This is a genomic window from Amycolatopsis sp. GM8 (assembly GCF_021653975.1).
Classification (GTDB): Bacteria; Actinomycetota; Actinomycetes; order Mycobacteriales; family Pseudonocardiaceae; genus Amycolatopsis_E.
The window spans coordinates 42,197-67,619 of record NZ_JAJKFK010000013.1; the positions used below are offsets into that span (position 1 = coordinate 42,197).

A 25,423-nucleotide genomic window follows, 5' to 3' on the forward strand; every position below is an offset into this window, starting at 1 on the left:
TCCGATCTGCCAGGAAGGTCTGTCACCAGCCATGACGAGCGAGTTCAACCCAGAAGACAAGTTCGCGATGCTGGGCCTGACCTTTGACGACGTGCTGCTGCTGCCGGCGGAGTCCGACATCCTCCCCAGCGCGGTCGACACCGGCACCCGGCTGTCCCGCAACGTCACGCTCCACATGCCGATCGTGTCCGCCGCGATGGACACCGTGACCGAGGCGCGGATGGCCATCGCGATGGCCCGCCAGGGCGGGATGGGCGTCCTGCACCGGAACCTGCCGACCGACGAGCAGGCCGCCGCGGTCGAGGTGGTCAAGCGGTCCGAGGCCGGCATGGTGACGGACCCGGTCACCTGCTCCCCCGAGGACACCCTCGCCGAGGTCGACGCGCTGTGCGCGCGTTTCCGCATCTCCGGCGTCCCGGTCACCGACGCGGCGGGCCAGCTGGTCGGCATCATCACCAACCGCGACATGCGCTTCGAGGTGGACTACAGCCGCCCGGTCAGCGAGGTCATGACCACCAAGGGGCTCATCACCGCGCAGGTCGGGGTCACCGCGGACGCGGCGCTCGGGCTGCTGCGCCGGCACAAGATCGAGAAGCTGCCGATCGTGGACGGCGCGGGCAAGCTGCGCGGGCTGATCACCGTCAAGGACTTCGTCAAGACCGAGCAGTATCCCGACGCCACCAAGGACCCGGACGGCCGTCTCGTGGTCGGCGCGGCCGTCGGCGTCGGCACCGCGGGCCACCAGCGCGCGATGGCGCTGGCCGACGCGGGGGTGGACGTGCTGATGGTGGACACCGCGCACGGCCATGCTCGCGCGGTGATCGACATGGTCACGACGCTGAAGAAGGAACTGGGCGACACCGTCGACGTCGTCGGCGGGAACGTGGCCACCCGCGCCGGGGCGCAAGCGCTGGTGGACGCGGGTGCGGACGCGGTCAAGGTCGGCGTCGGGCCGGGCTCGATCTGCACCACGCGGGTCGTCGCGGGTGTCGGCGTGCCGCAGATTTCCGCGATCTACGAGGCCGACAAGGCCTGCCGTCCGGCGGGCGTGCCGGTGATCGGCGACGGTGGCATCCAGTACTCGGGGGACATCGTCAAGGCCATCACCGCGGGCGCGTCGAGCGTGATGCTCGGCAGCCTGCTCGCGGGCACCGGTGAGTCGCCGGGTGAGCTGATCCTGGTGAACGGCAAGCAGTTCAAGGTCTACCGGGGGATGGGCTCGCTCGGCGCGATGTCTTCGCGCGACGGCCGGAAGTCCTACTCGAAGGACCGCTACGCCCAGGACGACGTGCTCAGCGAAGACAAGCTCGTCCCCGAGGGCATCGAGGGACGCATCCAGTTCCGCGGGCCGCTGGCCAACGTCGTGCACCAGCTCGTCGGCGGCCTCCGGATGGGCATGGGCTACGCGGGTGCGGAGACGGTCGCGCAGCTGCAGCAGGCGCAGCTGGTGCGGATCACCGCGGCGGGCCTCAAGGAGAGCCACCCGCACGACATCACGATGACCGTCGAGGCGCCCAACTACATCGCCCGCTGACGGGCCTTCAGCACACGAGAGGGGATCCGCACGTGCGGGATCTGATCGAGATCGGGATGGGGCGGACCGCGCGGCGCGCGTACGACCTCGACGACGTGGAGATCGTCCCGTCGCGCCGGACGCGTTCGTCGGCGGTGGTCTCGACCACCTGGCAGATCGACGCCTACCGGTTCGACCTTCCGCTCGTCACGCATCCGACCGACGCGATCGTGTCGCCGGCCAGTGCCGTGGAGATCGGGCAGCAGGGCGGGCTCGGGGTGCTCAACGCCGAGGGCCTGTGGGCCCGGCACGCCGATGTCGAGAAGGCCATGCAGCGGCTGCTCGACACGGTGCAGGACGAGGACCCGACCGCGCTCGTGCGGGTGCTGCAGGAGCTGCATTCGGCGCCGGTGCAGCCGGAGCTGCTGGACGAGGCGCTGCGCACGGTCCGCGAGTCGGGGGTGACGGTCGCCGCGCGGGTGAGCCCGCAGCGGGCCGCCGTGCTGACCCCGCACCTGATCGCCGCGGGGGTGGAGATCCTGGTCGTGCAGGGCACGATCATCTCGGCCGAGCACGTGGTCTCGGGCGACGCGGACCCGCTCGACCTCAAGGAGTTCATCGGCGGGCTCGACGTGCCGGTGATCGCGGGCGGGGTCGCCGACTACCGCACGGCGATGCACCTGATGCGCACCGGTGCCGCGGGCGTCATCGTCGGCCATGGCTACACGCCGGGCATCACGAGCACGGACCGGGTGCTGGGCATCGGGGTGCCGATGGCCACCGCGATCATCGACGCGGCCGCCGCCCGCCGGGACTACCTCGACGAGACGGGCGGCCGCTACGTGCACGTGCTGGCCGACGGCGGCATGACCTGTTCCGGCGATATCGCGAAGGCGATCGCCTGCGGCGCGGACGCGGTCATGCTGGGCGCGCCGCTCGCGGCGTCCTCGACCGCGCCCGGGCACGGGCTGTACTGGACCGCCGCGGCCGCGCACCCGTCGCTGCCGCGTTCGCGCGTGGCCGCGGGCCCGGACATCGAGGTCGACCTGAAGACGCTGCTGTTCGGGCCCTCCTCGGACGCCGACGGGGCGATCAACCTGTTCGGTGCGCTGCGCCGCGCGATGGCGAAGACGGGGTATTCGGATCTGAAGGAGTTCCAGCGTGTCGGGCTGTCCGTGCGCGGCTGAACCCATCGGTAACTTACTCCTGGTCAGGAGCCGGCCCCGGCGTTACCCTTTTTGGTGTGACCGCGAGTAACAGCAGCGCAGCTGACTATGACGTGATCGTGGTCGGATCGGGCTTCGGCGGCAGCGTCGCGGCCCTCCGGCTCACCGAGAAGGGCTACCGGGTCGCCGTGCTGGAGGCCGGCCGGCGGTTCGCCGACGACGAGTTCGCGAAGACGTCCTGGGACCTCAAGCGGTACCTGTGGGCGCCCGCGCTCGGCTGCTTCGGCATCCAGCGTATCCACCTGCTCAACAACGTCATGGTGCTCGCGGGCGCCGGGGTCGGCGGTGGCTCGCTGGTCTACGCGAACACGCTGTACCGGCCGCTGAAGCCGTTCTACCGCGACCGGCAGTGGGCACACATCACCGACTGGGAGGCCGAACTCGCGCCGCACTACGACCAGGCGAGCCGGATGCTGGGCGTGGTCACGAACCCGACGGTCACGCCGTCGGACGAGGTGATGCGCAAGGTCGCGGCGGACATGGGGGTCGCGGACAGCTACCACCCCACGCCCGTCGGGGTGTATTTCGGCAAGCCCGGCGAGCAGGTGGCCGACCCGTACTTCGGTGGTGCCGGGCCGGAACGCGTCGGCTGCACCGAATGTGGTGCGTGCATGACCGGGTGCCGGGTGGGCGCGAAGAACACGCTGGTCAAGAACTACCTGTACCTCGCGGAACGGGGTGGCGCGAAGGTCCTTCCGATGTCCACTGTGGACACCGTGCGGCCGCGGGCGGGCGGTTCGTTCGTCGTCGAGGTGCACCGGACGGGCTCGAAGCGTTCCCGTAGCACGCTGACCGCGGGCCAGGTCGTGCTGGCGGCGGGCACCTGGGGTACCCAGCAGTTGCTGCATCGCATGCGGGACAAGGGTGTGCTGCCGGAGTTGTCCGCGCGGTTCGGTGAGCTGACCCGGACGAACTCGGAGGCGATCATCGGCGCCGGACGGCTGTCGGTCGATCCCGCGCAGGACTTCAGCCGCGGCGTGGCGATCACGTCGTCGATCCACCCGGACGAGACCACGCACATCGAGCCGGTGCGGTACGGCAAGGGCAGCAACGCGATGAGCCTGCTGCAGACGATCGCGACGGACGGTTCGCTGAAGGCGCCGCGGTGGCGGCAGATGCTGGCGACGATGCTGCGGCATCCGGTGCGGTCGCTGCGGATGCTCAACGGGTACCGGTGGAGCGAGCGGACCGTGATCCTGCTGGTGATGCAGAGCCTCGACAACTCGATCACGACGTTCACCAGGCGCGGCCTGTTCGGGCGGCGGCGATACACGTCGAAGCAGGGGCACGGGGAGCCGAACCCGTCGTTCATCCCGGCCGGGCACGAGGCGAACCTGCGCACGGCCGAGCACATCGACGGCGTCGCGGGCGGGACGTGGGGCGAGATCTTCGACATCCCGCTGACGGCCCACTTCATCGGCGGCGCGCCGATCGGTGTCTCCGTCGCCGACGGCGTGATCGACCCGTACCACCGCGTGTTCAACTACCCCGGCCTGTCCATTGTGGACGGGACAGCGGTCACGGCGAACCTGGGTGTGAACCCGTCGCTCACCATCGCGGCACAGGCCGAGCGGGCGTTTTCCTTCTGGCCCAACAAGGGCGAGGCCGACCCGAGGCCCGCGCAGGAGGCGGGGTACCAGCGGCTCGACCCGGTCGCGCCGAAGAACCCCGCCGTCCCCGCGGAAGCCCCGGCGGCACTGCGTTCGGTCTAGCGCCCGCCGATCGGCGTGTTTGCTCCTCCCGTCGGTGAGTTGGCTCCCGGCGTCGGTGAGTTGGCCTCCCGCGCAAACGGGCCGCGTGGCGGGCCAATTCACCGACGTGACGGGCAAACTCACCGACGTGGCGGGCAAACACGGCGGGCGGCTTACAGCTCGATCCCGGTGAACACCGTGACGTGCTCCTCCGTCAGGTCGTGCATCGCGGCGAGGACGCCTTCGCGGCCGACGCCGGAGCCCTTGACGCCGCCGTAGGGCATCTGGTCCGCGCGGTACGAAGGCACGTCGCCGACGATGATGCCGCCGACTTCGAGTTCGGCCGAAGCGCGGAAAGCCTGCTGCACGTCGCGTGTGAACACGCCTGCCTGCAACCCGTACGCCGAGGCGTTGACCGCGGCGAAAGCCTCATCCGGGCTGTCCACAATGGACAAAGCGAGCACTGGGCCGAAGATCTCCTCCGCCCAGGCCTTGGCGTCCACCGGCACATCCGTCAGCAGCGTGGGCTCGACGCTCGCACCCTCCCGCGTACCGCCGGTCAGCACCTTCGCGCCACCGGCCACGGCGTCCTCGACCCACGCCACGATCCGCTTCGCCGCCGCCTCGTCCACCACCGGGCCCACGTCGACCGTCGTGTCGTACGGGTCGCCGGTCTTCTGCGCCCGCACGGCGTCCACCAACGCCGGCACGAACTCGTCCGCGACGGACCGCTCCACGATCACCCGCTGCACCGCGATGCACGACTGCCCGGCCTGGTAGTTCCCGAACGTCGCGATGCGCGCCGCGGCACCCGGCAGGTCCGGCCAGTCACCGAGGACGACCGCCGCCGCGTTGCCGCCCAGCTCCAGCACGATGTGCTTGCGCGGCGCCGCCTCGGCCAGCGACCAGCCGACCGGGCCGGAACCGGTGAACGACACCACCGGCAGCCGCGGGTCCGCGACGAGCGCGCCCGTCTCGGCATTTCCCAGCGGCAGCACGGAGAAAGCGCCTTCCGGCAGATCCGTCTCAGCGAGGATCTCGCCCAGGATCAGAGCCGACAACGGGGTGCGCGGCGCCGGCTTGACGATGATCGGCGCGCCGACCGCGAGCGAGGGCGCGACCTTGTGCGCGACCAGGTTCAGCGGGAAGTTGAACGGCGCGATACCCAGCACCGGACCGCGCGGCACGCGCCGGACCAGCGCGAGCCGCCCTTCGCCGCCGGCATCGGTGTCGAGCCGCTGGACCTCACCGGTGAACCGGCGGGCTTCCTCGGCGGCGATCCGGAACACCGAGACCGCGCGCTTCACCTCGACCTCGGCCCACTTGTACGGCTTGCCGTTCTCGGCGGTGATGACCTCGGCCAGCTCCTCGGCGCGCGCGGCGAGCCGGCGGGACACGTGGTCCAGCGCGGCGGCCCGGACGTGCGCGGGCGAGCGGCGGAATTCGGGCGCGACCGCCACGGCCGCCGCCACGGCCCGTTCCACCTGGTCGGGACCGGGCACGGCGACGGTGGCGACCTCGCTGCCGTCCATCGGGTGCGTGACCTCGAGCGTGCCGGTGCCCTGCTCCGCCCGGCCGGCGATCCACGCGGGGCGTGGCTCCGGAGTGATGGTGTCCATGACACCAAGGTAAGGCGCGCCGGTTTGGTCCGGGCCGGGGGAGGCGTGGTGTGGCTCACCTGGGACGATGGTTGTCTCGGCTCAGGTAGGAGGTGCGGGTTGGGTCCCGTCGTCGTGGTGGACTTCGGCGCGCAGTACGCGCAGCTGATCGCGCGCCGGGTCCGCGAAGCCCAGGTGTACTCCGAGGTGGTGCCGCACGACGCCACGGTCGAGGAGATCATGGCGCGTAACCCCGCCGCGATCATCCTTTCCGGTGGCCCGGCCAGCGCCTACTCGCCCGGCGCGCCCGGCATGGACCCGGCGCTCGCGAAGGCCGGCGTGCCGATCTTCGGGATCTGCTACGGGTTTCAGGTGCTCGCGCAGGCGCTCGGCGGCACCGTCGAGGCGACCGGTTTCCGCGAATACGGCCGCACCGAGCTGGACCTCGCCGACGACGCCGGCATCCTGCACCGCGAACTGCCCGCACGGCACCAGGTGTGGATGAGCCACGGCGACAGTGTCACGAAGGCCCCGCCCGGCGCCGCGGTCACAGCCTCGTCCGGACGCACACCCGTTGCGGCGTACGAGAATCCCGCCGAGGGCTACGCCGGGGTGCAGTACCACCCGGAGGTACTGCACTCGCCGCACGGCCAGGAGGTGTTGCGCCGCTTCCTGCGCGATATCGCGGGCATCGGCCCGGAGTGGACCACCGCGTCCATTGTGGACGAACAGATCGCCAAGATCCGCGAGCAGATCGGCGATGGCAGGGCGATCTGCGGGCTGTCCGGCGGGGTCGACTCCGCCGTCGCCGGCGCGCTCGTGCAGCGTGCCATCGGTGACCGGCTGACTTGCGTCTTCGTCGACCACGGCCTGCTGCGCGCCGGTGAGCGCGCCCAGGTCGAGCGGGACTTCGTGGCGGCGACCGGGGTCGACCTGGTCACCGTCGACGCGCGCGACCGGTTCCTCGACGCGCTGGCCGGGGTGTCCGACCCCGAGGAGAAGCGCAAGATCATCGGCCGCGAGTTCATCCGGGTGTTCGAGCAGGCCGAGCGGGATCTCAAGGCGCGCGGTGACTACCGGTTCCTCGTGCAGGGCACGCTGTACCCGGACGTCGTCGAGTCCGGCGGCGGCGCGGGCGCGTCGAACATCAAGAGCCACCACAACGTCGGTGGGCTGCCCGACGACTTGCAGTTCGAGCTGGTCGAGCCGCTGCGGCTGCTGTTCAAGGACGAGGTGCGCCGGGTCGGTCTCGAACTGGGCCTGCCCGAGACGATCGTGCAGCGCCAGCCGTTCCCCGGGCCGGGGCTGGGCATCCGGATCATCGGCGAGGTCACCCACGACCGGCTGGAGACCCTGCGCGCGGCGGACGCGATCGCGCGCGAGGAGCTGACCGCCGCCGGTTTGGACCGCGACATCTGGCAGTGCCCGGTGGTGCTGCTCGCGGACGTGCGCAGTGTCGGTGTGCAGGGCGACGGCCGCACCTACGGGCATCCGGTGGTGCTGCGGCCGGTGTCCAGCGAGGACGCGATGACCGCGGACTGGACCCGGCTGCCGTACGAAGTGCTGGAGCGTATCTCGACCCGGATCACCAACGAGGTGGCCGAGGTCAACCGGGTCGTGCTGGACGTGACCAGCAAGCCGCCGGGCACCATCGAGTGGGAATGACGAACGACGCCGAGTGTCGAACTCGGCGTCGTCGGTGTCGGACTCGGCGTCGTGGGTGTCGGACTCGCGGTCAGTCGTCGCGGCGGTTGCCGCGGAGTGAGGCGCCCAGCATCAGCGCCCCGAACAGGATCGCGCCGCCCGCCAGCAGCCACCGCAGGTCGAACGAAGGCAGCCACGTCCGGCCGTCGGTCAGCACGTAGGCCGACGCGCACAGCGTCGCGATCCCGATCAGCAGGCCGAAGATGTCCAGCCCGCGGCGGCGAGGCCGCTGTTCCGTCATTTCGTCGTACTCAGCCACGGCGCACCTCGATGTTTCCCGCTCCCTGCGTAACCGTCAGATTCAGCTGCAGCCCACCCGGGCCGTCCGAGCCGTTGTCCTGCCCCGTGATGACCGGCCTGCCCACACCGTCGCTCGTCGAGCCCAGGCAGTCCGCGTTGCCGGCCTGGATCTCGCAGCTGTAGTGCACATCCGCGGTGGGCGGCACGGTGATGGTGGTCTGCCCCGCCCCGCTGTGCACCGAGGTGGTCACCGGCGTCGACGAGTCCAGCCTCGTCAGGTCCAGCTGGAGGTTGCCCGCGGTGTGCGAGTACACCGGCTGCACCTCGGCGGCCGTCGTGGGTGCGGCGTTGATGTCGCCGAACCCGCCCGGGTAGTCGCCGACCGGCACCGACGTGAGCCCGATGCCGACGATCGACAGCGGCACCGCCAGCCAGATCAGGCCCCGCCCGCCGCGGACGAACGCGCCCGCCACCAGTCCGACGCCGAGGACGCCGAGCACCAGCCCGATGATGTGCGGCACCGAGAACCAGTCGATGCCCACGGCCGCGGCACCCGCTCCGGCGCCGGCCACCAGCAACGCGATCCCGAACGTCGCGACCCCGACCTTCGACCGTGGCCGCTGCCGGCGTCTCGGCGGTGCCGGCGGCGGCGCGTACGGCGACGGCGCGGGCTCCGGATCAGGCAGGTCCCAGGCCAGCGGTGGCGCGCCGAGCGGGTCGGGGCCCGCGGCGGCGGTACTGGGGGTGGACATCGGGTACGTCATGGTCTCCTCCGCGGGTCCGACCGGCCGGTTCTCCTGGCCACGGCTTCGGTGCAGCAGGTAGAGCGCGGTCACCAGGAACGCCAGGCCGATCAGGCCACCCCCGTCGAACCAGCCCCAGCCGCGGTCGAACGACAGCCCGGTCAGCGGGAAGAACGCGATGATCAGGATGATCGTGAACGCCTTCGACATCGAGCTGCGGCCGCGGCCGACCAGCGCCTCGATCGGCGAGACCTCGTCGGTTTCGCTGGCGAAGAACAGCCAGCCCAGCACGTACAGCGGCAAGCCGATGCCGCCGAAGATCGTTGTCACGACAAAGGCGACCCGCACGATCACCGGGTCGATGCCGTACCGCCGGCCGATGCCGGCGGCGACCCCCGCGACCTTCTTGCCGTGCGACGGCCGGCGCGGGCGGCTGGCCCAGAAGTCCTTCAGCGTCTCTTCGAACCCGCCAAGATGCGTCTTGGTCCGTTCTGCTGCGCCACTCATGCCATCGAATATCGGTCACCGGCGGTGTGGGCACATCGGGGAAGGTCCCTGAGATTCACGATCAGGGTCTTTCCCTGATGAATCGGGCTTGCGGGCGTGTGAGCATGGAAGAACCATGGACGACGTGCAGGAAAAGGTCCGCGAAACGGCCGTGGCCCGAGTGCCCGCGGCGGCGCTCGAGCAGTCGGAGGGGCCACCGAAGCTGTACCGGCACCGCGCCGGGCGTGCCGTCGCGGGCGTTTCCGCCGGTCTCGCCGAGCATCTCGGTGTCAAGGTTTTGTGGGTGCGCGCGACGTTCGCCGTGCTTGCCGCGTTCGGCGGGGCGGGGTTGCTGGCGTACGGGCTGTTGTGGGTGTTCGTGCCGCAGCGGTCGGGGGAGGTCGCGTCACAGCCCAGCTCGCCGAAGGAACGCCAGCAGGCGATCGGCCTGCTCGTGCTCGGCATCGGGCTCGCGGTCGGCGGGAGCACGGTCACCGGCACGATCAGCGGCTGGGTGGCCGCACCACTGGCACTGGCGCTCGTCGGTGCCGCGGTGGTGTGGCGCGAGGCGGACGAGTCGCAGCGCCGCCGCTGGCGAACCGGCGCCCGCACCGGGGTCGCGGGTGTGGTGCTCGGCGGCGGCGGCTGGTCCGCGGCGGTCCGGGTACTCGCCGGGGTCGCGCTGGTCATGGTCGGCATCGGCGTGGTGGTGCTGCGCAGCGGCAGCTTCGACCAGGTGCAGTTCGCGCTCATCGCGGTCGTCGCCACGCTGGTCGGGGTCGCGGTGCTGACCGTCCCGTTCTGGCTGCGCATGGTGCGTGACCTGGGTGAGGAGCGTCGGGCCCGCATCCGCACCGATGAGCGCGCGGAGATCGCCGCGCACCTGCACGACTCGGTGCTGCAGACGCTGGCGCTCATCCAGAAGCAGGCCGACACGCCGAAGGAGGTCGCGCGGCTGGCACGCGGGCAGGAGCGGGAGCTGCGCGGCTGGTTGTACGGGCCGGCGGGCTACGGTGCGCAGAAGGAGGAGATCGCGGGCAGCGGCGGCGGCAAGCTGTCCACCGCGATCGCGACGGTGTGCGGCGAGGTGGAGGACTCGTTCGCGATCTCCGTTTCGCAGGTCGTGGTGGGGGACGCCGAACTGGACGAGCCGCTGATAGCGCTGGTCCAGGCCGCGCGCGAGGCGGTGGTCAACGCGGCCAAGCACGCGGATGTCGAAGAGGTCAGCGTGTACACCGAGGTCGAGCCCGCGTCGGTGACCGTGTTCGTGCGCGACCGCGGCAAGGGCTTCGACCCGGAGGAGGTGTCGGGCGACCGGCACGGCCTCGCCGACTCGATCCGCGGCAGGGTGGAACGCAACGGCGGTACGGTACGGCTGCGCACCGCACCCGGGGACGGGACGGAAGTGCAGCTGGAGATGCCTGTCAAGACGGGGAGTGCGGCATGACTGAGGCAGCGGTGACACCGGTGACCGTGTTCCTCGTGGACGACCACGCGTTGTTCCGCGCCGGGGTGCGCACGGAGCTGGACTCGATCACCGACGAGGTGCGCGTGGTCGGCGAGGCGGGCTCGGTCGCCGAGGCCGTCGCCGGGATCGTGCGCACGAAGCCGCAGGTCGTGCTGCTGGACGTGCACATGCCCGACGGCGGGGGCGCCGAGGTGCTGCGCCGGGTGCGGCCCGAGTTGCCGGACGTCGTGTTCCTCGCGCTGTCGGTGTCCGACGCCGCGGAGGATGTGATCGCGGTGATCCGCGCGGGCGCGCGGGGCTACGTCACGAAGACCATCTCCTCGAAGGAACTGGTCCGCGCGATCACCCGGGTCGCCGACGGGGACGCGGTGTTCTCGCCGCGACTGGCCGGGTTCGTGCTCGACGCTTTCGCCGACCGGCCGGGGTCGGCGCCGATCAGCGACCCGGAGCTGGACCTGCTCACCCCGCGCGAACGCGACGTGCTGCGGCTGCTCGCGCGCGGCTATGCGTACAAGGAGATCGCGTCGGAGCTGTTCATCTCGGTCAAGACGGTGGAGACACACGTGTCGAGCGTGCTGCGGAAGACGCAGCTGTCGAACCGCTACGAGCTGTCCCGCTGGGCTTCGGACCGCCGGCTCGTCTGAGCCTGGTCAGCGCGACCCCGGCGAGGACGACGACCATGCCCGCCAGCACCCGCGGGTTCAGCTCCTCGTGCAGCACGACGGCGCCGAGGATGACCGAGACGACCGGGATCAGGTAGCCGACCGTGGACACCGCGACCGCGCTTTCGGTGGCGAGTAGCCGGTAATTCAGCGCGAAGGCGATGCCCGTCGAGAACACCCCGAGCAGCACCACGGCGACCACACCCGCGACGCTCAGGTGCACCGGCTCGGTGCCACCGGCCGGTAGCGCGAGCAGCACGAACCCGCTGGCCGCGAGCATCTGTGCGCCGGCGAGCGCGACCGGGGAGGAGCCCGGACTGGACAGGTACTTGCTCTCGTAGGTGAAGATGAAGCCGTAGCTCATGGCCGCGGCGACGCAGGCGAGCGCGCCCCAGCTGAGCAACCCGCTCGCCTGCCACGGCGCGAAGATCAGCACGATGCCGGCCAGCCCGACGGCGAGCCCGGCGAGCCTGGGCAGGCCGAGCTTCCGGTCGATGCCGAACAGGACGGCCGCCACGAGTGTCCACAATGGAGTCGTCGCGTTGAGCACCCCGGTGATACCGGAGCTGACGGTCTCCTCGCCGATGGCGAACAGCAGGAACGGCAGCGCGTTGTGGAACACGGCGGCGACCACGAGATGCCGCCACACCCGGCGGTCGGCCGGCAGCCGGTCGCGCTGGGCGTAGCAGATCGCCACCAGCACGGCGGCGCCCAGCACGAGGCGGATCAGGACCAGCTGCACCGGGCTGAACGAGCCCAGCGCCAGCTTGATCCACAGGAAGCTCGAACCCCACATCAGCGCCAGCGCGCCCAGGCGCAGCAGCGTTTTCGTCTCGCCCACCCGGTCAGGTTGGCGCCGATGATCCGTAAGGACAAGCGAAATAAACTACAGGCAGCCTTCAGCAGAACTGTAAGCTCGGCGGATGCTCGACGTCCGGCGAATGCAGGTGCTGCGCGCGGTGATCACCAGCGGTTCGATCACCGCGGCCGCGCGCAACCTGGGGTACACGCCGTCCGCGATCAGCCAGCAGCTCGCGACGCTGGAACGCGAGGCGGGGGTGGCGCTGATGGAGCGCGTCGGCCGTGGCGTGCGGCCGACGGCGGCCGGGGCGCTGCTGTCCGAACACGCGGAGGTGCTCAGCGGCCAGCTGGCGAAGGCCGAGGCCGAGCTCGCGGATCTCAAGGCGGGCCGCAGCGGGCGGCTCGCGGTCCGGTACTTCGCGACCGCGGGTGCCGCGCTCGTGCCGCCCGCGATCGCCGCGATCCGGCGCGAGTACCCCGGCATCCAGCTGGACCTGAAGCTGCGCGAGCCGCTCGACTCGATCCCGGAGGTCGAAGCCGGCGAGGTCGACGTGTCGATCGTCGTGTGGCGCGGCGAGTGGCGGATCAAGACGGTGGAGCTGGTGCACCTGCTCGACGACCCGTACCGGGCGGCGCTGCCACGCACGCATCCGTTGGCGCGTAAGCGAATCCTCGACCTGGCCGATCTGCGGGACGAGCCGTGGGTCGGCAACGAAGGCACCCCGGGACCGTGCCGGGACGTGCTCGTGGCGGCGTGCGCGTCCGCCGGGTTCGCGCCGAACTTCGTGCTGGACTGCGAGGATTACCAGACGGCGCAAGGATTCGTGGCCGCCGGACTGGGCATCAGCCTGGTCCCGGTGCTCGGCCTCGGCTCACCGCATCCCGGCGTGGTGATCAAGCGGATCCGCCGCCCAGAACCGATCCGTTCGATCCACGCCGCGGTCGCGACGCGCTCGGCCAACCAGCCGGCCGTGCGACAGCTGCTCGAGACCTTGCGCGCCGCGGTGCCCGTTGCCGCCTAAGCCTTGAGCCACCGACGGAACCACTGGGTCGGGATCTCGTCGACAGCCTTGGCCGTAGGCCGCTGCGGAGCCGGTTCCGGCCCGGGTTCGTCGGCCAACGGTGCGCGACCGTCGATGGCTCCAACCGAGGCCGGGAAACGGCTTTCGCCGACGGCGGAATGCGGTTCGGGCCGCCTAGAGGAACAGGATCTGGGTGATCCCGATGCCGATCGCGGCCGCGCACAGGATTGCGAGCACGGTCAGGATCAGCGCGCGGATCTGGGTGGGGCTCAGCAGCGGCGGCTTCGTCGCGACCGCCTGCGGCATCTGGTGCGGAGCCTGCAACGGCGGCCAGGCGACGGGCACCGTGGGCAGCACCGGGGCGGTCGGCGGGATGAACGCCGTCTGCCGGCCCTGCGTGATCGCCTGGAACGAGGTGATGCTGTCCGTCAGCGTCGGGCGCGCCATCGGGTCCTCGCGCAGCAGTTTCAGCAGCGCGCCGGTCAGCTGACCCGCGCGTTGCGGCTGGCGCAACGGCTCCGTGCCGTTCTCGCCGTACGGTGGCACACCCTCGACGGCCTGGTAGAGCGTGGCACCGACGGCGAACGCGTCGGCCGCGTGGTCCGGCGGCGCGCCGTGCAGGATCTCCGGCGCGCGGAACGCCGGGTTCGGCCCAGGGCCGGTGATGCCGATGTCGGTGACCTTTACGCCCCCGTCGTCGGCGAGCAGCACGTTGCCCGGCTCGAGCCCGCGGTGCAGGATCCCGGCGCGGTGCGCGGCCGACAGCGCGGACGCCAGCTGGACGCCGAGGAACGCGGCCTGGTCGGGGGTCAGCGTGCCGTGCTCGGTGAGGAAGTCCGTCATGTTGCGGCAGGGCACGTACTCCATGAACAGCCACGCGTCGGACCCGTCACGCACGGCGTCGTAGACGGTGATCGCGCTGTTGTGCAGGACGCGGGTCGCGGCGCGGCCCTCCTGGAGCGCGGCGTTGATCAGGTGCTCGGTCCGCGCGGGGTCGAGCCCGGGCTGCACGTACATCCGCTTCCCGGCGACCGTGCGATGCAGCAGCGTGTCGTATCCCAGCCACACGATCCCGGCCCGGCCACGGCCGATCGGCTGGTCCAACCGGTACCGGCCGCCGACCACTGCGCCCTCAGTACCCAAAGCAACCTCTCGTCGCGACGACGGTCAACACTTACCGCCTAGCCTACTTATCCAGCCTGAGAACTCACGGAGCCGTGGACGACGAACTCGTCGGCGTGCTGGAGGACGTCGAACTGGGCGGCGCCGAACTCGACGAGGACCGCCTGGAGCTGCTCGTCGGTTCCTCCGAGCTCTGCTGCTCCTCCGAGCTGGTCCGCCGCGACGCGCTGGAGCTCCGGGTCACCCGCGTCGAGCTGGACGGAGTGCCGGTCAGCGTCGGGCTGTCCGTTGTCACGACCGGGGAACTGCTCGTCGCGGGCGGCGGCACGATCGGCTGCTGGTTGTCCGTGATGTTGCTGCCGCCCGGGTTCGAGCCGCCGAACAGCCAGATCCCGAGCGCGACCAGCCCGACCACGACGACGCCACCGATGATGGCGGGCACCTTCCACTTGCCGGGCCGCTCGTCGGCGTCCGCGTCGGTGACCGGGGTGTCCCCGTCGCCGTACTCCGAGTACCCGGCGGGGACGGCACGGGTGCGGCCGTCGTAGTCGTCGGTCGGGTACGCGGCCGTGGTGCCGTCGTAATTGTCGTAGTCGTCGTCGTAGTCGTCGTAAAAGTCGTTCGCCCGGTTGTTGCCGAGGTTGCCGCTGAACGCGCGGGTCGCGCCCGCACCCAGCGCGGCGGCGCCCAGCGCCCCGGCGGGGGAGGCGAGCTGCGTCGCGTCGGAAGACCCGCCCAGCGGGGTCTCGCCGCGGGCGACCGCGGACAGCAGCTCCTCCGCCTCCTCGGCGGTCGGCCGGTGGTCGACCTCGGGATGCAGCAGTACCGCGAGCACGCTGGCCAGCGGCCCGGACTGCCGGGGCGGGTTGATCTGGCCGGCGGCCACCGCGTGCAGCAGGCTCAGCGTGTTCTCGCTGAGCCCGAACGGCGGCTGGCCTTCACACGCCGCGTACAGCGTGGAGCCGAGCGAGAAGACGTCCGCCTCGGGGCCGGGGTCGCCACCGATCGCCACTTCGGGCGCGAGGTAGGCGGGGGTGCCGGCGATCATGCCGGTCTTGGTGACCGTGACGTCGTCCTTGGCGCGGGAGATGCCGAAGTCGGTGATCTTCACCAGGCCGTTGTCGCCGAGCAGGATGTTGCCGGGCTTGATGTCGCGGTGCACGATGCCGACCGCGTGCGCCTCCTTGAGCGCGGCCGCGATCTGCGCGCCGATCCGCGCCACGTCCTGGGGCGGCAGCGTCTTGCGCTCGCGCAGCATCTCGGCGAGGCTCGACGACTGCAGGTACTCCATCACCAGGCACGGCTGGCCGTTGTCGTCGGTGACGACGTCGAACACCGTGATCGCGTTGGGATGGTGCAGCCGGGCCGCGATCCGGCCCTCTCGCATGGTGCGCAGCTTGGCGTCCTCGGCCTCGTGCGCGTCGAGACCGGGCTGGAGCAGCAGCTCCTTGATCGCGACGGTGCGCGCGAGTACCTCGTCGTGCGCCTGCCAGACCGCGCCCATGGCACCGGTGCCGATTCGCCGCACCACTCGGTACCGGCCGGCGACCAGGCGACCCTCGTCGCTCACGCGACCTCCTTCGAGGCTCTAGCAGGGCGCGACACAATGCCGCACGCCCGGAGCGTATGCACATATCGCGGCCCGTAGGGCCAGTTCTACCGAGTCCAGCTCGTCACAGGCTAGGGCGCTCACTCTGCGCACATACACTCGGCACGCTTTGGGGCGCTTCGAGGTTGCCTGGTATGGCGGGGGCTACAACTGCTCGGCGGACAACAGGACGGCCCGTGAGATGGCCGTGCCTTTGTCCTCCGTCAGGCTGAGTACCTGGGTGACCCGGAGCCGGACGCCGTCGTGCTGGAGCATCGTGACCACCGCGCGCACCGTGCCGTCCGGCTGCACCTGGACGTCGTCCACGTCGACGTCGCTCATCGAGCTCCACGCGCGGACCAGGTCGCCGGGTTCGTCGCCGGCCAGGTCGGGGGTGAGCATGGCCAGCGCGTCCTCCGGGTGCGACGACACCATGCGCTGGTAGAACTGCTTGACCACGGCCACTTTCTGGGCGTCGGTGATCTCCGTCGTGGTGGCTGTGCTGGTGGTCTCGGGTGCCGAGGCGGTTTCGCCGGCGATGGGCTGCGTCTGCGCGACCGGCACCTGGGAGGTCGTCACGGCGCTGGGCGCCGATGCCCGCGGGTGGCTGTTCTTCGGGGGGAGCCCGACGGAGTCGGGCAGGAAGCCGCCGAGCGCGGCCGCGCCGGTGACCTGCGGGGCGGCGGGGTTCGGGTCGCGGGTCTCCGCGGGCCGCTGCCGGGTCAGCATCGAGGACGCCACCACGGCGCCGACCAGCAGCGACGCGGCGGTGGTCAGGCCGGCGAGCCTCGCCACCTTGGACACCTTGCTCTCCGGCTCGCGGGCGGGCGCGGCGACATGCTTCACCCGTGTCCGGGGTGGCGGCAGGAACCTGCGCTCGCTCGCGGCTTCGGTCGGGTAAGCGTCTTCGACCAGCGTCAAGTCGATCTCCTGTGCCGACAGGAGATCCTCGACGGTAAGGGCGTCCGGCGCCTGCCGGGAGCGCCGCCGATCGTGCTCGACTCTCATGACCTCTGTTCCGGGTGATCCACGTTCGTATGCTCGTTAATCAGCGAACCGTGGTCCGGCGTTACCGGCCACCCTCGATCGGTGGGGGGCCGCCACGGCACGACGAACGGCAGCCCGCGTCACTCGGCTGGAGCAGCGTAGCCGTGAGTTTGTGGTCAAAAGCGGCAGGTCGTCAGGAGCCGTCGCTGGCGATCTTGCCCTGCTGGAAGGTGAGGGTCCGCTGCTCGGTGGACTGGGCGCCGTTCTTGCGGACCATGTTGACGGTGCAGACCGTCTTGCCGTCGTACTGGTGCACCTGGACGTGCTCGACCTCGAAGTAGGCCACGTCGGCGTACTTCTGCTCGATGCCCTGGGTGCCCTCCTGCTGCAGCTCACCGGTGGTCATCGCGTACGCGGTCTGCGGGTTCTGGGTGACCGAGTCCAGGTAGGCCTGCGAATCCTGGGCCAGCGTCTGCGGATCGCCCTGCGAGGCCTGGAACCGCCACGGGTCCGCGGAGTACGACGCCGGGGTGGGCGGCGGCTTCCGCGGAACGGGCGTCGTCGTGGGCGCCGACCAGCTGCTGCTCGCGTCGTCGTCCGTGGTCGGGAAGGTCGTGCTGCCCGCGATGCTGTCCGCGGGGGTGTCGCCGGTGGGCGAACGGTAGGCGTCCGCGCTGGTCCGGCGGGTGGGATCGGCCGGCGTGCTGGATCCGGCAGAACTGGTGGTGCGCCGGTCCTTGGTGATCGAGTCGCTGGAGCCGCCGGCCGGGCCGGGCACGATGCGTTCGCCCTCGATGGTGGGCAGTCCACCGCCCAGCCCGGGGATCCACGCGTCGCCGGCCTGGTCCGGCGTGGGCTTGCCGACCAGCGCGGACCCGGCGAACAGCAGTGCGACGACGACCCCGCCGGAGGAGGCGGTGGCGAACCAGGCGGCCTTGCGCCAGCTGCGGGGCGGGGTGACCGACGCGGGCACGCTGCCGAGGTCGAACGAGCTCAGGCCCGTCTCCGGCGGCGCGGTGTACACCCGGACGTCGTCGTTCTCCTCCGGGGTGGCGGGCGGGGTGAGTGTGACCTTGGTGCGGCGGGGTTTCGCGCGCGGCGCGGGCTCCGGCGGCGGCAACGGCAACTCGCCGTGCGCTGCGGGAAAGTCCAGGAAGTCGCCGCGCGCGGCCGGGATGACCGGCCGCGCCGGGGCACCCTCTTCGAAGATCTGGGAGATGAGCGGAAGCGAACCGTGGCTGGGTGGGTCCACCGGTCCTGGTGCGAAGGAGGTGTGGCGCCCGCCGGCCGCGCGGGGCGGCACGCTGGGGGTCCAGGTGCCCGCACCACGCCGGTGCCGGCCTGTCGTCGGAGGAAGCTGCTGGGTCGTCTCGGCTCCGCCTGTCATGCTCGGTGGACGCCTCCTCCGGAGCCGGGTGACGCCATGAGGAGGGCGGTTAAGCCGAACGGAGCAACATGCACGTGTGAAGATGCACGCTCGTCTGCACGCGCACGGCGAGATGCCGAGCGAGCACGGTCAAGCGTGCGAAGGTCCATCCCTCAAGGGTAAAAGGCTTCGCTGGCAACGGGAGGGCGGGTTGCCAAGTTCACCCTGTAGGGGACAAGCCGCGATTGAGACTGCGACTTGCAGTGTGTAACCGCGCTGGATCGCGGTACTCAGCCTCCGCTGCGGTACTTCGCCTGGGTTGACTGCAGCGCCTTGAGCGCCACCGCTCCGCTACCCGCGGCGACGATGATGGCGAGGATGTCCATTCCGGTTCCCCCGGCGGTGAACAACCAGGCCAGCAACGAGGCCGCGGTGGTGCCGCCGGCGATCGCCCACCTGCTACGGACATACTGCGCGACCGGGGCACCCCCGGCGCGCTTGTTCGCCGCGTTGTTGAGCAACGCGAGATACCCGACATGGCCGAGCGCGGCGAGCACACTGGCTATCGCGACCACGACCGCGATGAAATTAATCATGTCTCCAGTGTGCCCGTCCGCCGCGTGCCCTGGGTCGGGGAAACACCCTGAAATTCGTTAACGCCCGAGCCGCCCGCGCCCCAGGTTGAGCAGCGCCATCGCGAGCTGCCTGCCGTCGGGACCGAGGTCGCGGTAGCGGGCGAGCACGTCCATCTCGCGGTTGTAGACGATCCGGGTGCCGCCGGCCGCCATCCGCGCGCGGCCGATCGTCTGGGACACCTCCACCCGGCGTTTGACCAGGCGGAGGATTTCCGCGTCCAGCCAGTCGATTTCCTTGCGCAGCTCGGTGATCTCCTCGGCCGAGGCGATCGGCTCCGCGGAGGAGACGCGGCCTTCTTCGGTTTCTGCGTTCTGTGTGTTCACTGGGACCTCCGGTCGGTTCGGACCCCCACTCGATCCCAGAGCCGACGAAAGCCCCGGGTCCGTGGACTCCGGGGCTTGGCGGTGATTGCGGTCGGACACTACGCGATCACGGGAGCCGGAGTCCGGGTCCCGTAAAAAAATCGGTACATGTCGTGCCGCATGGGGTCAGTATTGCACAACCGCCCGCCTGCGCCGCAGGCCCGCGTGCACCACCAGGCTCATGGTGAGCCAGAAAATCGGTGCGACGGGCCAGAAGAACGGCACGCCCGACGTCGCCCAGGCGACGATCAGCAGTGCCGAGAAGAACACCACGGCGGCGGCGTGCACCCGCAGCGGTGGCGGGAAACCCGGCCGCCGCGCCACGGGTTCGGCGGGCAGGTCGGCGACGAAGCCGGCCAGCTCGTCGACGTAGGTGGCGGCATAAACCTCACCCAGGCGCTGTTCTGTTTCAGCGAGGGTGAGACGGCCTTCGGAACTGGCTTTCTGGATACGGGTGGCGATCCGCTCGCGTTCGGCGTCCGAAGCGCGGATCCGGCTCGGTGTGGTCATAGTCCCGATGCTCCGCGCGGAACCGCCGCCCGGCATCGGTCCCGGGGCGACATTCCCGGCTACGTCCGGTGCGGTAGTCCGTCAGACCCCCCGAGTAGCGTGGATTCCCGATGAGCACCCTCTTTGATCTCCCTGCCGACAACAAGGCGTCCGCCCCCACCGGTCGCCATGCCGACCTGCTCGCGGACCTCAACCCGGCCCAGCGCGAAGCGGTGACCCACGCCGGTGTGCCGCTGCTCGTCGTCGCGGGCGCCGGCTCCGGCAAGACACGGGTGCTGACCAGGCGGATCGCCTGGCTGCTCGCCGAACGCGGCGCCCAGCCGGGGCAGATCATGGCGATCACGTTCACCAACAAGGCCGCGGCCGAGATGCGGGACCGGGTCAGCGAACTGGTGGGCCGGCGCGCCAACGCGATGTGGGTCTCGACGTTCCACTCGATGTGTGTGCGGCTGCTGCGCCGTGAGGCCAAAACCCTTGGCATGTCGTCGAACTTCTCGATCTACGACTCCGACGACACCCGCCGCCTCATCACGCTGGTGGCGCGGGATCTCGACATCGACCCCAAGCGCTACCCGGCGCGCACGCTCGCGGTGCACATCTCGAACCTGAAGAACGAGCTGATCGACGCCGAGACCGCGAAAGAGAAGGCCACCAACGACCTGGAGCGCCGGGTCGCCGAGGTGTACGTCGAGTACCAGCGGCGGTTGTCGCTGGCCAACGCGATGGACTTCGACGATCTGATCATGCGCACGGTCGAGCTGCTGCAGACCTTCCCGGACGTGGCCGAGCACTACCGGCGCCGCTTCCGGCACGTGCTGGTCGACGAGTACCAGGACACCAACCACGCGCAGTACACGCTGGTCCGCGAGCTGGTAGGAACTACGGTCACCGAATCCGATGTGGAGCCGGCGGAGCTGTGCGTGGTGGGTGACGCGGACCAGTCGATCTACGCGTTCCGCGGCGCGACGATCCGCAACATCGAGGAGTTCGAGCGGGACTTCCCGAACGCCCGCACCATCATGCTGGAGCAGAACTACCGCTCCACGCAGACGATCCTGTCCGCCGCGAACGCGGTCATCTCGCGCAACCCGAACCGGCGCGACAAGCGGCTGTGGACCGATTCCGGCGACGGCGAGCGGATCGGCGGGTACGTCGCGGACAACGAGCACGACGAGGCGGCCTTCGTGGCCGGCGAGATCGACGCGTTGTCGGACAAGGGCGAGGCCAAGTACTCGGACGTCGCGGTGTTCTACCGCACGAACAACCAGTCGCGGGTGTTCGAGGAGATCTTCATCCGGCTCGGCCTGCCGTACCGGGTGGTCGGCGGCGTCCGCTTCTACGAGCGGCGCGAAGTCCGGGACATGCTCGCGTACCTGCGGGTCATCGCCAACGCCGAGGACACGGTGAGCCTGCGCCGGATCCTGAACGTGCCCAAGCGCGGTATCGGGGACCGGGCCGAGGCGGTCATCGCGACGCATGCCGAGCGCGAGCGGATCTCGTTCTACGCGGCCCTGCGCGAGGCCGTCGACGGCAAGGTGACGCTGCTGAACCCGCGCTCTGCCAGGGCGATCACCGGTTTCATGGAGCTGCTGGACGGCCTGCGGGAACTGGCCGACGACGGCGTCGAGGTGGCGGACATCCTCGAGGCGGTGCTGGATCGCACCGGCTACCGCGCCGAGTTGGAGGAGTCCGACGACCCGCAGGACGCGTCGCGTGTCGAGAACCTGACGGAGCTCGTGACCGTAGCGCGGGAGTTCACCGAGGCGGCGGCCGAGCTGCCGCCGTCCGACGACGTCGACGCGGGCGCGCCCGAACCCGGGTCGCTGCCGGCGTTCCTGGAGCGGGTGTCCCTGGTGGCCGACGCCGACTCGATCCCGTCCCCGGAGGGCGAGGACGAGGAAGAGGACGCCGGCGTGGTCACGCTGATGACCGTGCACACGGCGAAGGGCCTGGAGTATCCGGTGGTGTTCTGTACCGGCTGGGAGGACGGCGTGTTCCCGCACATGCGGGCGCTCGGCGAGCCGGCGGAACTGGCCGAGGAGCGGCGCCTGGCGTATGTGGCGATCACCAGGGCGAGGGAGCGGCTGTACCTGTCGCGGGCGCTCGTCCGTTCGGCGTGGGGCCAGCCGATGACGAACCCGGCCTCACGGTTCTTCGACGAGATCCCGGCGGACCTGATCGACTGGCGCCGCGAGGAGCCGGTCGCGTCGTCGGGCTCCCCGCGCGCGGCGACCACCTGGGGCCGGCGCTCGTTCGGCGAGTCGCGTTCGCCGCGGCCCGCGCCGGCCAAGGGCTGGCAGAACACGGCGGCGATGAAGCTCGACGTGGGGGACCGGGTCAGCCACGACAAGTACGGCCTGGGCACGGTGGTCGAAGCGCAGGGCGAAGGCCCGCGGGCCACCGCGACGATCGACTTTGGCGCCACCGGCAAGGTGAAGCTGATGCTGATCGGCAGCGTGCCGATGGTGAAGCTGTAGCGACCGCGCGAAACGGCTGGTTTCACCCGACCGGGGCGATCGTTCGGGTCGAGTCGCGGCCGCGCCCCCGAAATTGTCGGACCCCTCCGCTATACCTGATCTCGAACACGAGTTCGAGCAGAGTGGAGGGGTCCTGTCATGTGGAACGTCGAAAAGTCCCGGGTACGACGCTGGTTCGCCGGTCTGGCGCGTGCGATGGCCGGCTGGCGAGATCGGCTAGAGAGACACGCCCCGCGCGGCCAGCCACGGGCGCGGGTCGATCTTCTTCGTGCCGTTGAGCCAGACCTCGAAGTGCAGGTGCGGCCCGGTCGCCTGGCCGCGGTCGCCGATCTCGGCGATCTTCTGCCCGCACTTGACCTTCTGGCCTTCGTGCACCGAGAAGGTGTTCATGTGCCCGTAGACCTGGATGGTCCCGTCGGCGAGCTGGATCCGCACCCACAAGCCGAATCCGCTGGCCGGGCCGGCGTCGATCACGGTGCCGTCGGAGGCCGCGTAGATCGGCGTGCCGATCGAGTTCGCGATGTCGATGCCGAAGTGGGTCACGCCCCACCGGGCGCCGAAGCCGGAGGTGAACGTCCCGCGCGCGGGCAGGCAGGTCTTCGGGCGGGCGGCCTCGTCGGCGGCGGCCTTCGCGGCCGCGGCGGCGCGCGCTTCGCGGTCCTGAGTTACCTGCAGGCTGGCGTTGAGCTTCTGCACCTCGGCGGACGCGTCGGTGTAGTGCACGGCCGGCACCAACTCGGGAGCGCCGGCGGGGGCGTCGCCGCCGAGGGCGAACGACGCGCTGGCGTCCGTGGCGTTGGCCAGTGGGGTCACGCCGTCGGAGTCGCTGTGGCCAAAGGACTGCAGGGTCTGCCCGGCCGCTGCGGCGGCGAAAGCGCCGGCCGCGACGGCGGCGACCACCACACGGCCACGCAGCGCCGAAGACGGCGCCTGGAGTCGGTGTCCACCCCGGACACGGACGGCCGCACCGTCAAGCGCGTCCTCGAAATCCGGGGAAGGGCCTTCGCCGCCGGGGGAGCGGTATCGAGCCAAGTCAGGACCTTCCGTCACTCGCGGGAGTCAGATCGCGGATCCGGGCGGGGGACCCGTGAGCCAACCTCGGGGGTGGTTGGCTCGATGTCCGCTTCGTGACCTGACCGTAATGGGGACCGGGGGACAGTAACGAAGGGAGGTCCATTTGGGCAAGACGCCACCGTTGTCTGGGCTGAACGTGTGAGCGGCGCGAGCCCGCTAGCAGCGACGATGACCGAACGTCGAACCAGGATTACACCATTGGTGTGATGTGGATTACGTTCATGTCGGAAATAGATCGACGACCGGCCGATCTGACTCGGTCACTGAACCGAGCCGGACCTTGCTAGCGTTCCGTGACAATGACCCGGACTCGCTGGACTGTCGCCGACCGGCTCACCCGAACCGGTCCGCGCTCGCCGGAAGACCTCGACGAGCCGTCGGCCACGACGCTGCTCGCCGCCCTCGCCCTCGGTGCTCTCGCGGCCTTGCTCCTCGTGCTGGGGGCCGTGATACCCGTGGTCACCGGTGCGGTCCGGGGGTATCCGAGCGCGCCCCTGCTGATCGTGCTCGCGGTGGCTCCCATCGCGCTGGCGGGTGCGTTCGCGCTGCGTGGCCGGCAGGCCGCCGCGGTGGGGGTGCTGGCCGGGGTCGCCGCGCTGGCCCCGGGGCGGGCCCTGCTCGACCTGGAGTTCCTGGCCGATCCGTCGGCGGCTTCGCGGCCCGAGTTGTACCGGCCCGTCGAGTTCGCGCTGCCCGGGCCGGGTGCAGGTCTGTGGCTGTTGCTGGCTGGGCACGTGGTGACGGTCGCCGCCGGGGTCGTCGCCGTGCGCGGCATCGGGCCGAGGCCCGAGCCGGGTTCGGCCGGGCGGGGGCTGCTGCCGATCGGGCTGGTCGCCGCCGGGGTCGCCGCCATCGGCGTGATGATGGCGCCGTTCTCGGGTGACGACGCGTTCCTGCCGGTGGGCAGTGCCTTCGAACGGCCGGCGCTGGTGCTGACCGGATGCCTGCTGCTGGCGTTCGCGCTGCCGGTCGCCGCCGGGCTCGCGATCAGTTCCCGTGCCGGGCTGGGCATGGGCGGGCTGCTGGGGCTCGGCATCGCCGCGGCGACGGTCGCGTTGCCCGAACTGGTGTCGGGCCTCGCCGTGACCGGGATCGGCCTGTCCGCCGGACCGATCGTGGTGCTGGTGGGGGCGCTGGGGTTCGTCGTCGTCGCTTTCCTGCCGAGTGAAGGCAAGCGTGCCGAGGTGCCGGACGACGAAGCCGGTGAGGTGAGCCTGCCCGGTTCGCCTGGGCTGCGGATGACCACGGGTGCGCTCGCCCTGGTGACCATGGTCGCGGCGATCCTGGGCACGTTCACCAGCCAGGTCATCGTGGCCGGGGGACTGCCCGGGCCGGACAGTCCGTCGCGGTGGCTGCTGCTGGTCGCCGGGCTGCTCGTCGGCGTCCTGGGCGTGGCGATGTTCGTTCCCGGCCTCGCACCGACGGTGCGTCCCGTGCTGTCGGTGGTCTGGGCGGGCGTGCCGCTCGCCGCGACCGCCGTGCTCACCCTCGCGATCACGGCCACGGAACTGGGCGCCGGGCTCTCGCCGGGGCCGGGCGTGCTGTGGACGGCGGTCGCGGTCGCCGGGGCGGTCGCGACGGCGTGTTTCTCGGTGATCGCGGGCATGGTCGAGCGCGACGACAGTGAAGACGTCGGTGACCTGCCGGGGCCGGGGATGATCACGCCCCTGGTCGCCGGTGGCATCCTCGCCATCGGCGGGTTCGGCACGCCGTCGATCCTCGCGCCGGACTACGTCGAGCCCGCGCTGTGGTCGAACTTCGGCACGCCGTCGTGGGGGCTGCTGCTGGCACTCGTCGTCGTGCTCGGCGCCTGCTTCCTCGCGCCGAGAAGCCGGCCCGCCCGCGCGACAGCGCTCCTCGCGGGCGCCACGTGCCTGGCCGCGCTGCGGGTGCTCGCGCTGCCGCTGACCGGAAACCAGATCGCCGGGGCGCACGCCGGTGCCGGGTGGTGGCTGGCGCTCGGCTGTGTCGTGGCCCTCGCGATCGCGACCGTCCTGGCGCCGCGTGGGCCGATTCACACGGCGAAAACACCCTCTGGATCCATACGGTGACCGAGTTCACCGGATGCGGCGCCCCGCGCTTCTCCGCAGGTCGCTAGGGTCGTCACGTCCGGCAGCATGGTTTGCATCATGCACGCCTCTGGGCTC

The 25,423-nt window shown here is 70.9% G+C and carries 21 protein-coding genes; 9 read left to right on the forward strand and 12 right to left on the reverse strand.

The annotated features are described in order from the left end of the window. Positions 1-31 precede the first annotated feature (31 nt). The 3 genes from guaB to LOZ83_RS37890 are packed head-to-tail and all read left to right on the forward strand — an operon-like array spanning position 32 to position 4,451. Positions 32-1,534, forward strand: coding sequence for an IMP dehydrogenase (gene guaB / locus LOZ83_RS37880; protein ID WP_236796736.1), 1,503 nt, complete (start codon positions 32-34; stop codon positions 1,532-1,534). Between the two features lie 32 nt (positions 1,535-1,566). After that, positions 1,567-2,700: a GuaB3 family IMP dehydrogenase-related protein gene (locus LOZ83_RS37885; protein ID WP_236796737.1), complete on the forward strand. Its 1,134-nt coding sequence runs from the start codon at positions 1,567-1,569 to the stop codon at positions 2,698-2,700. 56 nt (positions 2,701-2,756) lie between these two features. Next, positions 2,757-4,451 carry a GMC family oxidoreductase gene (locus LOZ83_RS37890; RefSeq protein ID WP_236796738.1) on the forward strand — a complete coding sequence of 565 codons (1,695 nt, stop codon included), beginning with the start codon at positions 2,757-2,759 and terminating at the stop codon, positions 4,449-4,451. A 152-nt stretch (positions 4,452-4,603) separates the two neighbouring features. Here the strand turns inward: LOZ83_RS37890 and LOZ83_RS37895 are convergent, their stop codons facing one another. Beyond that, complete coding sequence (locus tag LOZ83_RS37895; RefSeq protein WP_236796739.1) at positions 4,604-6,049, reverse strand: aldehyde dehydrogenase family protein; 1,446 nt, start codon at positions 6,047-6,049, stop codon at positions 4,604-4,606. Between the two features lie 99 nt (positions 6,050-6,148). Here LOZ83_RS37895 and guaA point away from each other — a divergent pair, with 99 nt between their 5' ends. Continuing rightward, a complete protein-coding gene (gene guaA / locus LOZ83_RS37900; protein ID WP_236796741.1) occupies positions 6,149-7,693 on the forward strand; it encodes a glutamine-hydrolyzing GMP synthase in 1,545 nt (514 codons plus the stop codon). A gap of 70 nt (positions 7,694-7,763) precedes the next feature. Here the strand turns inward: guaA and LOZ83_RS37905 are convergent, their stop codons facing one another. Both LOZ83_RS37905 and LOZ83_RS37910 read right to left on the reverse strand, forming a co-directional pair. Next, on the reverse strand, positions 7,764-7,973 hold the full coding sequence (locus LOZ83_RS37905) for a hypothetical protein (protein WP_236796837.1): 210 nt from the start codon (positions 7,971-7,973) through the stop codon (positions 7,764-7,766). A 10-nt stretch (positions 7,974-7,983) separates the two neighbouring features. Next, positions 7,984-9,222: a PspC domain-containing protein gene (locus LOZ83_RS37910; protein ID WP_236796742.1), complete on the reverse strand. Its 1,239-nt coding sequence runs from the start codon at positions 9,220-9,222 to the stop codon at positions 7,984-7,986. A 115-nt stretch (positions 9,223-9,337) separates the two neighbouring features. Between LOZ83_RS37910 and LOZ83_RS37915 the strand changes: the two genes are divergently transcribed. Further along, complete coding sequence (locus LOZ83_RS37915; protein WP_236796743.1) at positions 9,338-10,648, forward strand: ATP-binding protein; 1,311 nt, start codon at positions 9,338-9,340, stop codon at positions 10,646-10,648. After that, on the forward strand, positions 10,645-11,313 hold the full coding sequence (locus LOZ83_RS37920; protein WP_236796744.1) for a response regulator transcription factor: 669 nt from the start codon (positions 10,645-10,647) through the stop codon (positions 11,311-11,313). The genes LOZ83_RS37915 and LOZ83_RS37920 overlap by 4 nt, the downstream gene beginning before the upstream one ends. Here LOZ83_RS37920 and LOZ83_RS37925 read toward each other — a convergent pair. Continuing rightward, entirely contained in the window at positions 11,213-12,172 is a 960-nt protein-coding gene (locus tag LOZ83_RS37925; RefSeq protein ID WP_236796745.1) for a DMT family transporter, read from the reverse strand. The genes LOZ83_RS37920 and LOZ83_RS37925 overlap by 101 nt on opposite strands. Before the next feature lie 82 nt (positions 12,173-12,254). On the opposite strand from LOZ83_RS37925, the gene LOZ83_RS37930 reads away from it, so the two are divergent. Beyond that, positions 12,255-13,154 carry a LysR family transcriptional regulator gene (locus LOZ83_RS37930; RefSeq protein WP_236796746.1) on the forward strand — a complete coding sequence of 300 codons (900 nt, stop codon included), beginning with the start codon at positions 12,255-12,257 and terminating at the stop codon, positions 13,152-13,154. A gap of 174 nt (positions 13,155-13,328) precedes the next feature. On the opposite strand, the gene LOZ83_RS37935 is transcribed toward LOZ83_RS37930, so the two are convergent. The 7 genes from LOZ83_RS37935 to LOZ83_RS37965 form a co-directional block, all read right to left on the reverse strand. Then, positions 13,329-14,297 carry a serine/threonine-protein kinase gene (locus LOZ83_RS37935; RefSeq protein ID WP_236796747.1) on the reverse strand — a complete coding sequence of 323 codons (969 nt, stop codon included), beginning with the start codon at positions 14,295-14,297 and terminating at the stop codon, positions 13,329-13,331. Positions 14,298-14,361: 64 nt separating this feature from the next. Then, positions 14,362-15,846 carry a serine/threonine-protein kinase gene (locus LOZ83_RS37940; RefSeq protein ID WP_236796748.1) on the reverse strand — a complete coding sequence of 495 codons (1,485 nt, stop codon included), beginning with the start codon at positions 15,844-15,846 and terminating at the stop codon, positions 14,362-14,364. A 183-nt stretch (positions 15,847-16,029) separates the two neighbouring features. Continuing rightward, positions 16,030-16,872: a hypothetical protein gene (locus LOZ83_RS37945; RefSeq protein ID WP_236796749.1), complete on the reverse strand. Its 843-nt coding sequence runs from the start codon at positions 16,870-16,872 to the stop codon at positions 16,030-16,032. 172 nt (positions 16,873-17,044) lie between these two features. Further along, the gene (locus LOZ83_RS37950) at positions 17,045-18,238 is read right to left on the reverse strand and encodes a hypothetical protein (protein WP_236796750.1); all 1,194 of its coding nucleotides are present in this window, start codon (positions 18,236-18,238) and stop codon (positions 17,045-17,047) included. Positions 18,239-18,507: 269 nt separating this feature from the next. After that, complete coding sequence (locus LOZ83_RS37955) at positions 18,508-18,813, reverse strand: hypothetical protein (protein ID WP_236796751.1); 306 nt, start codon at positions 18,811-18,813, stop codon at positions 18,508-18,510. A gap of 57 nt (positions 18,814-18,870) precedes the next feature. Beyond that, on the reverse strand, positions 18,871-19,176 hold the full coding sequence (locus LOZ83_RS37960; RefSeq protein WP_308190399.1) for a chorismate mutase: 306 nt from the start codon (positions 19,174-19,176) through the stop codon (positions 18,871-18,873). Between the two features lie 165 nt (positions 19,177-19,341). Next, positions 19,342-19,725: a DUF1707 domain-containing protein gene (locus LOZ83_RS37965; RefSeq protein WP_236796752.1), complete on the reverse strand. Its 384-nt coding sequence runs from the start codon at positions 19,723-19,725 to the stop codon at positions 19,342-19,344. A gap of 110 nt (positions 19,726-19,835) precedes the next feature. Between LOZ83_RS37965 and pcrA the strand changes: the two genes are divergently transcribed. Continuing rightward, positions 19,836-22,202, forward strand: coding sequence for a DNA helicase PcrA (gene pcrA / locus LOZ83_RS37970; protein WP_236796753.1), 2,367 nt, complete (start codon positions 19,836-19,838; stop codon positions 22,200-22,202). 216 nt (positions 22,203-22,418) lie between these two features. Here pcrA and LOZ83_RS37975 read toward each other — a convergent pair whose 3' ends face one another. Then, the gene (locus LOZ83_RS37975) at positions 22,419-23,102 is read right to left on the reverse strand and encodes a M23 family metallopeptidase (protein ID WP_236796839.1); all 684 of its coding nucleotides are present in this window, start codon (positions 23,100-23,102) and stop codon (positions 22,419-22,421) included. Between the two features lie 473 nt (positions 23,103-23,575). Here LOZ83_RS37975 and LOZ83_RS37980 point away from each other — a divergent pair, with 473 nt between their 5' ends. Further along, a complete protein-coding gene (locus tag LOZ83_RS37980) occupies positions 23,576-25,327 on the forward strand; it encodes a hypothetical protein (protein WP_236796754.1) in 1,752 nt (583 codons plus the stop codon). The last annotated feature ends 96 nt before the right edge of the window (positions 25,328-25,423 follow it).

Excerpts from the sequence above, each read along its gene's own strand:
- guaB (WP_236796736.1), top strand. The coding sequence starts at position 32 with ATGACGAGCGAGTTCAACCCAGAAGACAAGTTCGCGATGCTGGGCCTG.
- LOZ83_RS37895 (WP_236796739.1), bottom strand. The coding sequence starts at position 6,049 with ATGGACACCATCACTCCGGAGCCACGCCCCGCGTGGATCGCCGGCCGG.
- LOZ83_RS37905 (WP_236796837.1), bottom strand. The coding sequence starts at position 7,973 with ATGACGGAACAGCGGCCTCGCCGCCGCGGGCTGGACATCTTCGGCCTG.
- LOZ83_RS37910 (WP_236796742.1), bottom strand. The coding sequence starts at position 9,222 with ATGAGTGGCGCAGCAGAACGGACCAAGACGCATCTTGGCGGGTTCGAA.
- LOZ83_RS37915 (WP_236796743.1), top strand. The coding sequence starts at position 9,338 with ATGGACGACGTGCAGGAAAAGGTCCGCGAAACGGCCGTGGCCCGAGTG.
- LOZ83_RS37920 (WP_236796744.1), top strand. The coding sequence starts at position 10,645 with ATGACTGAGGCAGCGGTGACACCGGTGACCGTGTTCCTCGTGGACGAC.
- LOZ83_RS37930 (WP_236796746.1), top strand. The coding sequence starts at position 12,255 with ATGCTCGACGTCCGGCGAATGCAGGTGCTGCGCGCGGTGATCACCAGC.
- LOZ83_RS37945 (WP_236796749.1), bottom strand. The coding sequence starts at position 16,872 with ATGAGAGTCGAGCACGATCGGCGGCGCTCCCGGCAGGCGCCGGACGCC.
- LOZ83_RS37950 (WP_236796750.1), bottom strand. The coding sequence starts at position 18,238 with ATGACAGGCGGAGCCGAGACGACCCAGCAGCTTCCTCCGACGACAGGC.
- LOZ83_RS37955 (WP_236796751.1), bottom strand. The coding sequence starts at position 18,813 with ATGATTAATTTCATCGCGGTCGTGGTCGCGATAGCCAGTGTGCTCGCC.
- LOZ83_RS37965 (WP_236796752.1), bottom strand. The coding sequence starts at position 19,725 with ATGACCACACCGAGCCGGATCCGCGCTTCGGACGCCGAACGCGAGCGG.
- pcrA (WP_236796753.1), top strand. The coding sequence starts at position 19,836 with ATGAGCACCCTCTTTGATCTCCCTGCCGACAACAAGGCGTCCGCCCCC.
- LOZ83_RS37980 (WP_236796754.1), top strand. The coding sequence starts at position 23,576 with ATGACCCGGACTCGCTGGACTGTCGCCGACCGGCTCACCCGAACCGGT.